Origin of the sequence: Celeribacter sp. HF31, from assembly GCF_011806455.1 — a bacterium.
GTDB lineage: Bacteria > Pseudomonadota > Alphaproteobacteria > Rhodobacterales > Rhodobacteraceae > Celeribacter.
Genome location: NZ_JAATOT010000003.1, coordinates 175,928 through 189,042 on the forward strand (window position 1 = coordinate 175,928; position 13,115 = coordinate 189,042).

Sequence of the window (13,115 nt, forward strand, 5' to 3'; positions counted from 1 at the left end):
ATGCGTTCTTTCGTTCTCAGTGCCACGGGTATTGTCTTTGGGCTTGGCCTGTCCTCAATGTCGGCGCAAACCTCGGGGCCTATGATCGACTCCGCGCCCCAACTTCCAGGAGCTCATTTGGTGCAAAACGTGGCATCTCAGGCCGGATTCGAGACTTGGATCGCGAATTTCAAACAGCGCGCGCGGCGCGAGGGCATCTCAGAAACCGTCCTCACGCAGGCGTTTCGGGGGGTTCACTACAACGCCGATGTGATTGCGAAAGATCGTCGGCAATCCGAGTTTACCAAACAAATCTGGGACTATCTCGACAGCGCCGCCTCCCCCACCCGCGTCTCCAACGGTCAGAAAGCCATGCGCCAACACGCTCGCACGTTGGACGCGATCGAACGCCATTATGGCGTCGATAAATATGTCGTAGCGGCGATCTGGGGCCTTGAGAGCGCCTATGGCGAACATCGCGGCGACATCAATGTGATCGAGGCGATGGCGACGCTGGCCTATGACGGGCGGCGTGGAAAGTTCTTTGAGGCGCAATTGATCGCAGCGCTGAAAATCCTGCAAAAGGGCGACACCCATCCGCGCAATATGAAGGGCAGCTGGGCGGGCGCCATGGGCCACACCCAGTTCATCCCGACGTCCTTTGAGGCATTCGCGGTCGATGGCGATGGCGACGGCAAGCGTGACATCTGGTCGAATGACCCGACGGATGCACTGGCCTCCACCGCCGCCTATCTGGCGCGGCATGGCTGGAACAAAGGTCAGCCCTGGGGTGTCGAAGTGCGTCTTCCGCGTGGATTCGACTATAGTTCCGCGCGCCGCGACAACATGCGCAGCCCTGCGGATTGGGCCGCTTTGGGCGTGGTTGGGGTCGATGGCAAGGCTGTGCCGAACTATGGCCGCGCTTCGATCCTCTTGCCCGCAGGCTCCGCCGGGGCCGCTTTCATGATCTTTGACAACTTCGCGGTGATCGAGCGGTACAACAAAGCGGATGCCTATGTGATCGGCGTCGGCCACCTGTCGGATCGCCTCAAGGGCGGGCCGGCGATTCAGGCTTCCTGGCCGCGTGGGTATCAACCGCTGTCCTTCGATGAAAAGAAGAAAATGCAGCGGATTTTGACCCGCAAAGGCTTTCTAGACGACAAGGTGGACGGCATCATCGGGCCGAACACGATCAATGCGATCCGTGCGTTTCAAAATTCCATCGGGGTCACCCCCGACGGCTATCCGTCACAGGAATTGCTGAAACAGCTTCGATAAAATCAAGCAAGGTGGCCGGAGAATTCGGCCACCAATGCCTCGTAAATATCGCGTTTGAACGGCACGATATCAGAGACCAATTCCGCCGAAGTCGACCATTTCCACTGACCGAACTCCGGGTGATCCGTCTCGATATTGATCGCCGTTTCCGGCCCCGTGAGGCGCAGCACGAACCAAAGCTGTTTCTGGCCGCGATATTTGCCCTTCCAGACCCTTCCCAAAAGGTGATCCGGCAAATCGTAGGTCAACCAATCCGAGGTCTGCGCCACCACCTCGACCTGATCGGCGGTCAGACCGATTTCTTCCCACAATTCTCGCAAAGCCGCCTCTTGCGGCATCTCGCCCGGATCAATCCCGCCTTGCGGCATTTGCCAGGCGCCGGGCGTGTCGATGCGCTCGCCGACAAAGACCTGGCCTTTGTCGTTCAACAACATGACGCCCACGCAGGGGCGATAGGGAAGCGTGGAGAAATCTGTGCTCATGGGTCTTCTTTACTTTTAAAAAGGGGCGCCTCCAAGCGCCCCTCATATGATCAGTTGCCGATTTTCGACAGGCCTTTCAAAAGGTCGATCGCATAGGCCAATTGGAAGTCCTCATCGCGCAGCTTCGCGGCCTCTTCGGCGGCGGCACGTTCCTCTTCGATCTTGGCGCGCTCGTCCTCGGTCAGGCTGTCATTGTCCAGCGCCCCGCGCAGGTCCGCTTCGGACCGGAATTGCGGCGTGTCCTCGGCCTCAGCGGATTCCGGTTGACGCGGCGGCTGTTGCACGACGATGTCCGGCGAAATGCCCAGCGCCTGAATGGAACGACCCGACGGCGTATAATAGCGCGCCGTGGTCAGACGCATCGCGCCGTCAGAACGCAGAGGCATCACGGTCTGAACCGAGCCCTTGCCGAAAGATTTCGTGCCAACCACGACCGCCCGGTGATGGTCCTGCAACGCACCGGACACAATCTCGGACGCCGAGGCAGAGCCGCCGTTGATCAGCACGACAATCGGCTTGCCTTCAGCCAAATCGCCCGCCGTCGCGTTGACACGGGTGCTTTCTTCGGGGGAACGACCACGGGTCGAGACGATTTCGCCCTCATCGAGGAAAGCGTCCGACACTTTGATCGCCTGATCCAAAAGACCACCCGGGTTGTTGCGCAGATCGACGATGATGCCATCGACATTGTCGATGCCGCCCAGCTCTTCGATCCCTTCTTTCAACCCGCTTTCCAGGTTCGGATAAGTCTGGTCATTAAACGTGGTGACGCGCAGCACGATGGAATGATCCTCGACACGCGAGCGCACGGCGGTGAGTTTGATCGTGTCGCGGATGATCGACACATCAAACGGCTCTTCGACGCCCTCGCGCACCACGGTGATGATGATCTCGGAGCCCACCGGCCCGCGCATCAGCTCCACGGTCTCGTCCAAAGTCATGCCCAGAACGCTTTGCCCGTCCACACCGGTGATGAAATCCCCGGCTTCGATGCCGGCGATATCCGCGGGCGTGCCATCCATGGGCGCGACGACTTTGACAAAGCCCTCTTCCTGCGTGACCTCAATGCCAAGACCACCAAAGGAACCGGAGGTCTGCACCCGCATGTCTTCGGCGTCTTTCGGCGACAGGTAAGACGAGTGCGGATCCAGCGAGGAGAGCATGCCGTCAATGGCCGCCTCGACCAGATCTTCGGCATCGACCTCTTCGACATATTGCGCACGGATGCGTTCGAACACATCGCCGAACAGGTCGAGCTGTTCATAGACGTTCGACGATTTCTCCGCCTCCTGCGCCAGAAGCGGCCCCGCGAACTGGGTCGAGATCAGCGTGCCTGCAAGGATGCCAGCCACGCCAGCCATCATGTATTTTTTCATCTCTTTCCTCTCTCACGAACCCACATCTGCAAGTTCTGGATCGTCTCAAAGCGGGCCGCCAGCGAACCACCGTTCCGGGTTCACGGGCTGACCGCCCTCTCTTACCTCTATATAAAGCGTCTCCGACAGACCCGCGCCAGTGCCTTGGGCGGCATTTTTGACAAAGTCGTCGAGATCAGGGGATGCGCCCCCCATGAGACCCACGGCCGTCCCGGCGGGAATGACCGCACCGACATCACCATAGACCTCATCGAGCCCGGCCAGAATGAGCAATAGATCATTTCCGGGCTCAAGGATGATCACGTTTCCGTAGTCGAGAAACGGTCCCTTGTAGCGCACGGTGGCGGGCCAGGGCGTGGTCACCAACGACAAGGGCCGCGTGGCCCAGAGCCAGCCGGGGCGTTTCACCCCCGCCGCATCGGCCTCGTTATAGCCCCGCAGCGGTCGCCCCGGCACGGGCGCGGACCATGTGCCCGGCTCCATCGCTGGCATCGGCGCAATCCCATCCACCACATCCATCACGGCCAAACCCGAGGCAAAGGCTTCGAGCGTTTCCGAGCTGTCGATCAGCGTCTTGATCCGTTCGGGGTCCATGGTGAAGCGGCGCGGCAGATCGGTGCGATCCGACATCGCCTGCGACAGGTCTGTGCGCGCCTGTTGCACCTCTTGCAGCCCGCGCGACAGCGTCTCCAAAGCCTCGCTTTGCAACTCTCGCAGGATTTGCACCTCTTCGAGGCGGATGCGCATGTCTTCGACCTCGGCCTGAACCGAGGGCGCAACGGAGGCCACCAACATCCCGGCGCGCGCCTGCCCCAGAGGGCCGCTCGGATGCACCAGCGCCTCGGGCGAGGCGTCCGGCTTCATGCCGATCAGCACCCCCAAAAGCTGAGCGTATTGCCCACTTTCATCGGCGAACTCGCGCGACAATTCATCTTCACGCAAAGACACCTGTCTGAGACCCGAACGCATGGCTTCGAGACCATCTTCGTAGGCGCGCACGACGCCTGTCAGAGCCTTGACCCTATCCGGCGCGGACGAGGCGGCCTCCAAGCGGCTATGCGCATCGTTGAATTGCGCGACCGCCAATTCAGCCAGAGCCGCCGGACTTTCCTGGGCCATGACCGGCGTGGCCAGCACCAAGGCAAAGGCTGCGATCAGGGCTTTCATTTGACGATGAGACTCACACCCGTCATCTCCTCCGGCTGCGGCAGCCCCATCAGCTCAAGGATCGTCGGCGCTACATCGGCCAGACGTCCGCCATCGCGCAGCGACACGCCTTCGGGTCCGCCAAACAGGATCACCGGCACCGGGTTCGTGGTATGCGCTGTGTGCGGCCCGCCGGTCACCGGATCGACCATGGTCTCACAATTGCCGTGATCGGCGATCACCAACATCGCACCGCCGACCTTTTCCAGTTCAGCGATCACCTTGCCCAGACCATCATCCACTGCCTCACAGGCGGCCATGGCAGCCTCCAAAATGCCAGTGTGCCCGACCATATCGGGGTTGGCGAAATTGGTGACGATCAGGTCGTAGCCCTCATCAATCGCCCAAACGAATTTCTCCGCCACTTCCGGCTCGCTCATCTCCGGCTGAAGATCATAGGTCGCCACCTTCGGGGATTTCGGCATGAAGCGATCTTCACCCTCCTCCGGCACTTCCTTGCCGCCATTGAGGAAAAAGGTCACATGCGGATATTTCTCGGTCTCGGCCAGGCGGAACTGTTTCAACCCGTGTTTCGCGACCCATTCGCCCAGCGTGTTCTTGATGTCGCGCGGCGGGTAGGCGGTCTGCATATAGGCGTTGTGGCCGGTGGAATATTCCACCATGCCCAAAATCTCCGAATATGTCGGACGCGGGCCAGTATCGAAATCCGCGAACTCCGGTTCGCCAATCGCGCGGAGAATTTCGCGCGCCCGGTCGGCCCGGAAATTGTTGCAGAAAAAGCCGTCACCATCGACGATGCCGTCATAGCTCCCGATCACGGTGGCTTTCACGAACTCGTCCGTGTCACCGCGCGCGTAGGAGTTTTCCACCGCCTCAAGCGCCGTCGCAGCGCGTTCCACGCCGATGCCTTTGACGATGGCTTCATAGGCCTGCGACACGCGCTCCCAGCGGTTGTCGCGGTCCATCGCATAATAGCGCCCGATCACGGTGCCGATGGTGGCAAATTCCGGCAGGCGGCTCGCGAAATCGGCCATAAACTTGGCGGCGGATTGCGGCGCCACGTCACGCCCGTCGGTGATCGCATGGATCACAACCGGCACGCCGAGATCGGTGATCGCCTGCGCGGCGGCCAGCGTATGTTCGATATGCCCATGCACGCCACCGTCAGAGATCACCCCCATAAGATGCGCCGTGCCGCCCGCCTCTTTGACGGTCTTGGCAAAGCGCACAATGGCCTCGTTTTTAAAGAAAGAGCCATCTTCGATGGCCAGATCGATCTGCCCCAAATCCATCGCGACAACGCGCCCCGCACCGATGTTGGTGTGACCCACTTCGGAGTTGCCCATCTGTCCCGTCGGCAGACCCACATCCGGCCCGAAAGTGATCAGCGTGTTGTTCGGACACTCCGCCATCAGCCGATCGAAATTCGGCGTGTTCGCCAGAACCGGCGCGTTGGCCTCCGGCGTCGGGCCAATTCCCCAACCATCGAGAATGCAAAGAACAACGGGTTTCGGCGCGGCCATGGCGGGCTCCTTTACAATAAGAGAACGACCTCTTCGCCCCTATCTAACGCGCCACCGCGTGCGTTTGAACCGCTTTGCGCTTCATTGCAGCAAAAATACTCAGATCAGACCCGATGATAGGGCGATCCGGCCAGAATAGAGGCAGCGCGATAAAGCTGTTCGGTCAGCATCGCCCGGGCCAGCATATGCGGCCAGACCATTTTGCCCAGAGAGATCGAGAAATCCGCCTGTGCCCGCAGGCTCGGGTCGATGCCGTCCGCGCCGCCGATCACAAAGGCCACATCAGAGCGCCCGGCATCGCGCCATTCCGCCAGTTTGTTGGAAAATTCGGGCGAAGACACAATCTTTCCGCGCTCGTCCATCGTGACGATGACGGCCCCTTTGGGCAGGGCGCGCTGCAACAGATCGGCTTCGGCCTTCATGCCGCCGCCTTTCTTGTCCTCGACTTCCGAGATGGTCAGAGGGCCGAGGCCCAAGGCGCGCCCGGTGCGGTCGAACCGGGTGGTATAATCGTCGATCAGCGCCGCCTCAGGACCGGCACGCAGCCGGCCCACGGCGCAAATGTGAACGCGCATCAGCTTTAGGTCGACACTTCGGTGGCTTTGCCCTTGAGCGCCTCTTTGGCCTCTTCCGGGGACATCCACATTTTTTCGAGCTGGTAGAAATCGCGCACTTCCGGACGGAAGATGTGAATAATCACATCGCCTGCGTCGATCAGCACCCAGTCGCCCTGTTCCTTGCCTTCGACGCGCGAGAAAATGCCGAACTGCTGTTTCAGCGTATCGGACAGTTTTTCCGCCATCGCGGACACCTGACGCGTCGAACGACCCGAACAGATGACCATGTAATCGGCCACTTCGGATTTGCCCGAGAGGTCGATGGACACGAGGTCCTCGGCTTTGTCTTGATCAAGGAAAGAGGTAACGAAATCGAGCAGTTGCTCGCCTCCGATCTTCACCGGCATGGCTCCCGACGTATTCGTCATGGGCGCCTCCGGGGTTGCGGCGCTGTCTGCCGCGCTCTGTACGTGAGACAGGACATAGTCCTCCTTGGGATACGCGCCGGTCGGCCCCGGCACTGGGCATGGATCAAAGATAGCATCGCTCTGGCGAAATCTCAATGTTTGGCGAATTCGCTGGGCGACGTTCAGTCCAACGCCTTCGTCACAAGGGTCGAGCCATCCAGCACGCGCACCTCGCGTTGCGGGAAGGGGATCGAAATCTCATGGGCTTTGAACGCATCCCACAGGGCGAGGTAGACATTGCCGCGCACATTGGTGAGCCCGTCCGTCGGGTCCGTGATCCAGAACCGCAAGATGTAATCGACGGAACTGTCGCCAAACCCCACGATGTGGCACACGGGCGGCTTGGTCTTGAGCACGCGGTCTACCGTCTGCGCCGCCTCAATCGCCACCTTGCGCACCAGATGCGGATCGTCGCCGTAAGCAGTACCGAAATAGATGTCGAGCCGCACAAAATCATTCGTGTGCGACCAGTTCACCACCTGCCCGGTGATCAGGTCCTCATTCGGGATCAGGTACTCTTTGCCGTCCCGCGTGGTGATCGAGGCATAGCGCGCGCCCAGCGCGTTGATCCAGCCGAAGGTGTCGCCCAGAGAGATCACATCGCCCGGCTTGATCGACTTGTCCAAGAGGATGATCACACCGGACACGAGGTTCGACACCACTTTTTGCAGACCAAAGCCCAAACCGACCCCAATCGCGCCGGAAAGCACGGCAAGACCCGTGAGATCGAAGCCGACAGCCTTGAGGCCGATGAAAAACGCTGAACCGAACAGCGCGAGCTGCACCACCTTGATGATCAGCTCTTTCATCGAGGGCGAAATGTCCTCATTGCGCCGGATTTGGGTCGAAGTTTGCCGCGACACCAGCTTGGCCAGAGTAAAGAGAACACCCGTGACGACCAGCGCCTTGAGCACGGCAAGCGCCGAGAGACGGAAGCTGCCGAAGGTGATCGCCACGGAGTCGAGAAACTCTGCCGCGCCCTCGATACCGCCGAAGAAATAGAGCGTCACATAGGCCCAAAGCCCCCAGCGTAAAAGGCGCCGCAGCGCGCGATTTTTCACCAGCTGCACGACCAGCTCGACCACGACCCAGGCCGAGACGATTCTGGCCAGAATCGCGATCAGATAGGAGCGCGAGGGCCAGGTCACCTCATGCATCACAGCAAAGATGCCCCAAAGCAGCACCGCCCAGACGATCAGCACCAGCCGCTTTTCAATCGCCAAAAGCCAGCGGAGCTGCCATTTCGGACGCCCTTCGAGACCGCGCATCCAGTCGCGCATCCGCGCCCGCAAATAGCGCCCCGAAAGAATGGCGATGCTCAGCGCAACCAGAGATATCCCGATTTGATAGAGGTTCCAGCGCCGGAGCAGCCCCTCAAGAAAGGTCAGCACATCACTGCCCGTCTCGCCCAAAAGGGTGCTGATCTGTGTCGGATCCACGCTGTTCTCCCGTTTTCTTTCAGCTTTGCATGGCCGGGCGCGTGGCCGCAAGCGCATCTCTCTTGCGAGACTCGCGGGCAAGCTATATGTCAGCGCCATGGAACGTATGTTTGAGATCGCAGACCGTGCATGGTTGCCGTGGCGTTTCCACGGCGCAATGCAATCCGTCCTAGCCCGACTTTGATGTCGGACCTTTCGGCGTGTCCGCGCGCCTGATCCAAAACTTCCAATTTCACAGCACATCCACGGGAGAGCGAAATGACCGCCCCGAAGACACTCTATGATAAAATCTGGGACGCCCATGTGGCCCATGAGCAAGAGGATGGCACCTGCCTGCTCTACATCGACCGCCACCTCGTCCACGAAGTGACCTCCCCGCAGGCCTTTGAAGGCCTGCGCATGGCGGGTCGCAAAGTGCGCGCGCCGGAAAAAACCATTGCCGTGCCGGATCACAACGTGCCGACCACTTTGGACCGCGTGTCCGGTGTGATCGCCAACGAAGAGAGCCGCATTCAGGTCGAAGCGCTCGACAAAAACGCGAAAGAATTCGGCGTGAACTACTACCCGGTCTCTGACGTCCGTCAGGGCATCGTGCACATCGTCGGCCCGGAACAGGGCTGGACCCTGCCCGGCATGACCGTGGTCTGCGGCGACTCTCATACCGCGACTCACGGCGCGTTCGGCGCGCTGGCCCACGGCATCGGCACCTCCGAGGTGGAACACGTTCTGGCAACGCAAACGCTGATCCAGAAGAAGTCCAAGAATATGAAGGTGGAAATCACAGGCAAGCTGCGCCCCGGCGTGACCGCAAAGGACATCACCCTGGCCGTGATCGGCGAAACCGGCACCGCTGGCGGCACCGGCTATGTCATCGAGTATTGCGGCGAAGCGATCCGCGATCTGTCGATGGAAGGCCGCATGACCGTCTGTAACATGGCGATCGAAGGCGGCGCCCGCGCCGGTCTCATCGCGCCGGACGAAACCACGTTCGAATATGTCAAAGGCCGCCCGCACGCCCCGAAAGGTGCGCAGTTCGAGGCCGCTCTCAACTGGTGGAAGACGCTTTACACCGACGAAGGCGCGCATTTCGACAAGGTCGTGACGCTGAAAGGCGAAGAGATCGAGCCCGTTGTGACTTGGGGCACCTCGCCTGAGGACGTTCTGCCGATCTCCGCTGTTGTGCCTTCGCCGGAGAGCTTCAAAGGCGGCAAGGTAGACGCGGCGAAACGCTCCATCGAATACATGGGTTTGGAGGCCGGTCAGAAACTGACCGACATCCAGATCGACACCGTCTTCATCGGGTCCTGCACCAACGGTCGGATCGAAGATCTGCGGGCTGCGGCTGCGATCCTCAAAGGCAAGAAGATCAAGGACGGCATGCGCGCCATGGTCGTGCCGGGATCGGGTCTTGTCCGTGCGCAAGCCGAAGAGGAAGGACTCGCGGACATCTTCAAAGAGGCCGGGTTTGAGTGGCGTCTGGCCGGGTGTTCCATGTGCCTTGCCATGAACCCCGATCAGCTGTCCGAGGGCGAGCGCTGTGCCTCCACCTCGAACCGCAACTTCGAGGGACGTCAGGGCTATAAGGGGCGTACGCACCTCGTGTCGCCCGCCATGGCCGCCGCCGCCGCCGTCACCGGTCACCTGACCGATGTGCGTGAGCTGATGACTGAAACCGAGACCGCCTAAGGAGCCGCTACAATGGAAAAGTTCGAAAAACTGACCGGCATCGCGGCGCCCATGCCGCTGGTGAACATCGACACGGATATGATCATCCCCAAGGTGTTTTTGAAAACCATCAAGCGCTCTGGCCTTGGTGTGAACCTCTTCGACGAGATGCGCTATGACCGTCAGGGCAATGAAATCCCCGATTTCGTCCTGAACAAACCGCAATATCGCGACACGCAAATTCTTGTGGCGGGCGACAACTTTGGTTGTGGCTCCTCGCGTGAACACGCGCCGTGGGCGATTGCGGATTTCGGCATCAAATGCGTGATCTCCACGTCGTTTGCCGACATTTTCTACAACAACTGCTTCAAGAACGGCATCCTGCCGATCGTGATGCCGCAAGAGGTTGTGGATGTGTTGATGAAGGACGCCGAGAAAGGCTCGAACGCCCGTATGGTCGTCGATCTGGAGGCCCAGACCGTGACCACCTCGGACGGCGAAAGCTTCCCGTTCGAAGTGGATGCGTTCAAGAAACACTGCCTGCTCGAAGGTCTCGACGACATCGGCCTGACCATGGCGCATGTCAAAGACATCGACGCCTTTGAAGGCAAGATGGCACAGGAACGTCCCTGGGTCTGAGCCTTGCCTGATCACGCAAAAATTGAAATGGCGCGCCGCGTGCGCGCCGTTTTATTTTGGCCATAAGCACTTATATCTAGCCTGTACCGCAGAAGGAGAGCATCATGCCGAACTGGAAAACATGGGTCGCGATTGGCGTTTTGACCTTCATCTTCGGCCTTCTGGCGCTCGGCAATGCGGTTGCGACCTCGCTTGCGATCACCGTTTTGCTCGGCACGTTGTTTATCCTCGCGGGCGCGGCCAAGCTTTGGGCCGGGTTTTCGGGCCTCGATCATGAGAACCGCGTATTTTCAATGATCTGGGGTCTGATCAGCCTGATGATCGGCATCAGTTTCGTGGCCAATCCGATGGACGGCACGGTCTCTCTGACCCTCGTCATCACGTTCTTCCTGCTGATCTCCGGGGTGGTCCGGCTTTTGATGTCCTGGCGGATGCGGGAAAGTCGGCTGTTTTGGATGCTCTTGCTGTCGGGCGCCGTGACGGTGCTTTTGGGCGGCTATATCCTTGGGAATTTCGCCGCGATTTCGCTGTCGCTTTTGGGGCTGCTTCTGGGAATTGAGCTTTTGGTCGATGGCGCGGCTTTGGTCGGATTTGGTCTTTTCCTGCGCAAGTTCCGGTCGTGATGAAAACGGCGACCCATCCGGGCCGCCGCATCCGTGGTCCTTATTCCATAGTCGGGAGCAGGCCGTCCGTCTGGGCGGTTGCCAGGTCTTCGATGGTCAGCTCGCCATCGCCATCGGCATCAATCGCGGCAAAGGCATCGTCCGTCAGGTTGGGATAGACCATCAGCATCTCCTCCATCGAGTAGGTGCCATTCCCGTCCGAATCCATCAGCGTGCCCTGAGCGAAAGCCGGAGCGGCCATGAGGGTCAGTGCACCAAGGGTCAAAGCAATCGGTTTCATGTCATAGTTCCTTTCGGTTTTGCTGTGCCCGTATCGGGCTATTCAGAACGACCGTGGGCCGTTGACCCGAGAGATACGCCCAAAATGAAACACCGCAAGGCACTGAAAATATTGCAAAGATCTTGCGCATAGCCCCGCCATACAACTGCGGAATGTCGCGCATTTTTGGGCGGATTGCGGCACATAGGCGGGTTTTGAAGCCGAAAATCGGCGGCAAGACGCCAGAAGTACAAAGAGGGGCCCATGGCCCCCCTTGATCCGTTCGCAAGTGTGCCTGTCGCGTCAACAGCCGATCTGCATCTCCGGCACGTCAGTCCCGTGAATAAGCTTGGCCTCCGTCATCTCAAGGATCACGTCGAGCGGCACATTGGGCGCGCGTTCAATGAGATGCAGCCCATCATCTTCGGGTTTCAAAACGGCCAGTTCCGTGACGATCAAATCGACCCGTCGTTGCGACGTCAGCGGCAGGGTACATTCCGGCACGATCTTGGGCGCGCCTTTCGCCGTGTGCTGCATCGCGATGATCACCTTTTTTGCGCCGGTGACCAGATCCATCGCGCCGCCCATGCCGGGGGTGTAATGACCGGGGATCATCCAATTCGCCAGATGCCCTTTTTCATCGACCTGAAGCGCGCCCAGCACCGTCAGATCAAGATGCCCGCCGCGGATCAGCCCAAAGGAAAAGGCCGAGTCGATGGTCGACGCCCCCGGCACGAAAGACACGAACCGTCCCCCCGCATCGGTGAGGTGGCGGTCCGTCATACCCTCGGGCGGGCGATGCCCCATGCCCACGGCGCCATTTTCGGCCTGAAAGAACACGCCCATGTCTTCGTCGAGATAATCCGATACCAAAGTCGGGATGCCGATGCCGAGATTCACAAGGCTCCGGGGGGTAATTTCCTGCGCCACACGACGCGCAATGAGGATTTTCGGGTCCATGATTGTCGCTCCTATGCCGAGGTCTTGATGACGTGATCCACGAGCACGCCGGGAGTTTTGACCAGATCGGGCGGAATCATCCCGACAGGCACGATCTCTTCGGGTTCGCAGATCACCGTTTTGCCCGCGAGCGCCATGATCGGATTGAAATTCGTGGCGGTGAGCATGTAGGCGAGATTGCCGACATAATCGCAACTCCGCGCCGCGATCAGAGCGAAATCGGCCGTGAGCGGTTTTTCCAGCAGGAAGGATTTGCCATCGACCTCGATGATCTCCTTGCCCTCTGCGACCTTTGTGCCCACGCCCGTCGGCGTCAAAATCCCACCAAGCCCGACACCCGCCGCACGGATGCGTTCGACCAGCGTGCCCTGCGGCACCAGTTCCACCTCCAACGCGCCCGAGGCGAATTGCGCCTGCACGATGGTGTTGAGGCCCATATGGCTACAAATCAGTTTGCGCACGCATTTCGCGGCAAAGAGCGGACCGGGACCAGTCGTGTCGCGCGCCGTGTCATTGGAAATCAGCGTGAGGTCCTTTTTGCCTGCCTCCGCCAGCGCATGGACGATCCCATCCGGGACGCCGACGCCCATGAAGCCCGATAACATGACGGTGGCGCCATCCGGGATAAGATCGACCGCTTCATCGATTGATATGGCCAGATGCATGACTTCTCCTCCAAGGCTTGCTCTGTTGCCGGGGAG

Annotated in this window: 14 protein-coding genes; 4 read left to right on the plus strand and 10 right to left on the minus strand. The window is 60.0% G+C overall.

Features of this window, described 5'->3' with window-relative positions; all coding sequences use genetic code 11:
• The first annotated feature begins 81 nt into the window (after positions 1–81).
• The gene (locus HCZ23_RS07075) at positions 82–1,257 is read left to right on the plus strand and encodes a lytic murein transglycosylase (protein WP_254870029.1); all 1,176 of its coding nucleotides are present in this window, start codon (positions 82–84) and stop codon (positions 1,255–1,257) included.
• 2 nt (positions 1,258–1,259) lie between these two features.
• On the opposite strand, the gene HCZ23_RS07080 is transcribed toward HCZ23_RS07075, so the two are convergent.
• The 7 genes from HCZ23_RS07080 to HCZ23_RS07110 all read right to left on the minus strand — a co-directional run bounded on the left by HCZ23_RS07080 (position 1,260) and on the right by HCZ23_RS07110 (position 8,268).
• Positions 1,260–1,739, minus strand: coding sequence for an RNA pyrophosphohydrolase (locus HCZ23_RS07080; RefSeq protein ID WP_167601025.1), 480 nt, complete (start codon positions 1,737–1,739; stop codon positions 1,260–1,262).
• A 50-nt stretch (positions 1,740–1,789) separates the two neighbouring features.
• Positions 1,790–3,115 (minus strand): S41 family peptidase, encoded by a 1,326-nt coding sequence (locus HCZ23_RS07085; RefSeq protein WP_167601026.1) that lies wholly within the window; start codon positions 3,113–3,115, stop codon positions 1,790–1,792.
• Between the two features lie 45 nt (positions 3,116–3,160).
• Positions 3,161–4,282, minus strand: a complete 1,122-nt coding sequence (locus HCZ23_RS07090; protein WP_167601027.1) for a murein hydrolase activator EnvC — start codon at positions 4,280–4,282, stop codon at positions 3,161–3,163.
• On the minus strand, positions 4,279–5,805 hold the full coding sequence (gene gpmI / locus HCZ23_RS07095) for a 2,3-bisphosphoglycerate-independent phosphoglycerate mutase (protein WP_167601028.1): 1,527 nt from the start codon (positions 5,803–5,805) through the stop codon (positions 4,279–4,281). The genes HCZ23_RS07090 and gpmI overlap by 4 nt, the downstream gene beginning before the upstream one ends.
• A gap of 104 nt (positions 5,806–5,909) precedes the next feature.
• Positions 5,910–6,380: a 23S rRNA (pseudouridine(1915)-N(3))-methyltransferase RlmH gene (gene rlmH, locus HCZ23_RS07100; RefSeq protein WP_167601029.1), complete on the minus strand. Its 471-nt coding sequence runs from the start codon at positions 6,378–6,380 to the stop codon at positions 5,910–5,912.
• Between the two features lie 5 nt (positions 6,381–6,385).
• Positions 6,386–6,790 (minus strand): ribosome silencing factor, encoded by a 405-nt coding sequence (gene rsfS, locus HCZ23_RS07105; protein ID WP_167601030.1) that lies wholly within the window; start codon positions 6,788–6,790, stop codon positions 6,386–6,388.
• 161 nt (positions 6,791–6,951) lie between these two features.
• Positions 6,952–8,268 (minus strand): mechanosensitive ion channel family protein, encoded by a 1,317-nt coding sequence (locus tag HCZ23_RS07110; protein WP_368487307.1) that lies wholly within the window; start codon positions 8,266–8,268, stop codon positions 6,952–6,954.
• A gap of 258 nt (positions 8,269–8,526) precedes the next feature.
• On the opposite strand from HCZ23_RS07110, the gene leuC reads away from it, so the two are divergent.
• The 3 genes from leuC to HCZ23_RS07125 all read left to right on the plus strand — a co-directional run bounded on the left by leuC (position 8,527) and on the right by HCZ23_RS07125 (position 11,195).
• Complete coding sequence (gene leuC, locus HCZ23_RS07115; RefSeq protein ID WP_167601032.1) at positions 8,527–9,954, plus strand: 3-isopropylmalate dehydratase large subunit; 1,428 nt, start codon at positions 8,527–8,529, stop codon at positions 9,952–9,954.
• 12 nt (positions 9,955–9,966) lie between these two features.
• Positions 9,967–10,572 (plus strand): 3-isopropylmalate dehydratase small subunit, encoded by a 606-nt coding sequence (gene leuD, locus HCZ23_RS07120; RefSeq protein ID WP_167601033.1) that lies wholly within the window; start codon positions 9,967–9,969, stop codon positions 10,570–10,572.
• Positions 10,573–10,676: 104 nt separating this feature from the next.
• The gene (locus tag HCZ23_RS07125) at positions 10,677–11,195 is read left to right on the plus strand and encodes an HdeD family acid-resistance protein (protein WP_167601034.1); all 519 of its coding nucleotides are present in this window, start codon (positions 10,677–10,679) and stop codon (positions 11,193–11,195) included.
• Between the two features lie 40 nt (positions 11,196–11,235).
• Here the strand turns inward: HCZ23_RS07125 and HCZ23_RS07130 are convergent, their stop codons facing one another.
• From HCZ23_RS07130 to HCZ23_RS07140, 3 genes are all read right to left on the minus strand, one after another.
• A complete protein-coding gene (locus tag HCZ23_RS07130) occupies positions 11,236–11,475 on the minus strand; it encodes an EF-hand domain-containing protein (RefSeq protein WP_167601035.1) in 240 nt (79 codons plus the stop codon).
• A 282-nt stretch (positions 11,476–11,757) separates the two neighbouring features.
• The gene (locus tag HCZ23_RS07135) at positions 11,758–12,414 is read right to left on the minus strand and encodes a 3-oxoacid CoA-transferase subunit B (protein WP_167601036.1); all 657 of its coding nucleotides are present in this window, start codon (positions 12,412–12,414) and stop codon (positions 11,758–11,760) included.
• An 11-nt stretch (positions 12,415–12,425) separates the two neighbouring features.
• A complete protein-coding gene (locus HCZ23_RS07140; RefSeq protein ID WP_167601037.1) occupies positions 12,426–13,079 on the minus strand; it encodes a CoA transferase subunit A in 654 nt (217 codons plus the stop codon).
• Positions 13,080–13,115 lie beyond the last annotated feature (36 nt).

What these genes read in the sequence shown, in the direction of transcription:
- HCZ23_RS07075 (WP_254870029.1), top strand. Translation starts at nt 82, where the DNA reads ATGATCGACTCCGCGCCCCAACTTCCAGGAGCTCATTTGGTGCAAAAC.
- HCZ23_RS07080 (WP_167601025.1), bottom strand. Translation starts at nt 1,739, where the DNA reads ATGAGCACAGATTTCTCCACGCTTCCCTATCGCCCCTGCGTGGGCGTC.
- HCZ23_RS07085 (WP_167601026.1), bottom strand. Translation starts at nt 3,115, where the DNA reads ATGAAAAAATACATGATGGCTGGCGTGGCTGGCATCCTTGCAGGCACG.
- HCZ23_RS07090 (WP_167601027.1), bottom strand. Translation starts at nt 4,282, where the DNA reads ATGAAAGCCCTGATCGCAGCCTTTGCCTTGGTGCTGGCCACGCCGGTC.
- gpmI (WP_167601028.1), bottom strand. Translation starts at nt 5,805, where the DNA reads ATGGCCGCGCCGAAACCCGTTGTTCTTTGCATTCTCGATGGTTGGGGA.
- rlmH (WP_167601029.1), bottom strand. Translation starts at nt 6,380, where the DNA reads ATGCGCGTTCACATTTGCGCCGTGGGCCGGCTGCGTGCCGGTCCTGAG.
- rsfS (WP_167601030.1), bottom strand. Translation starts at nt 6,790, where the DNA reads ATGACGAATACGTCGGGAGCCATGCCGGTGAAGATCGGAGGCGAGCAA.
- leuC (WP_167601032.1), top strand. Translation starts at nt 8,527, where the DNA reads ATGACCGCCCCGAAGACACTCTATGATAAAATCTGGGACGCCCATGTG.
- leuD (WP_167601033.1), top strand. Translation starts at nt 9,967, where the DNA reads ATGGAAAAGTTCGAAAAACTGACCGGCATCGCGGCGCCCATGCCGCTG.
- HCZ23_RS07125 (WP_167601034.1), top strand. Translation starts at nt 10,677, where the DNA reads ATGCCGAACTGGAAAACATGGGTCGCGATTGGCGTTTTGACCTTCATC.
- HCZ23_RS07130 (WP_167601035.1), bottom strand. Translation starts at nt 11,475, where the DNA reads ATGAAACCGATTGCTTTGACCCTTGGTGCACTGACCCTCATGGCCGCT.
- HCZ23_RS07135 (WP_167601036.1), bottom strand. Translation starts at nt 12,414, where the DNA reads ATGGACCCGAAAATCCTCATTGCGCGTCGTGTGGCGCAGGAAATTACC.
- HCZ23_RS07140 (WP_167601037.1), bottom strand. Translation starts at nt 13,079, where the DNA reads ATGCATCTGGCCATATCAATCGATGAAGCGGTCGATCTTATCCCGGAT.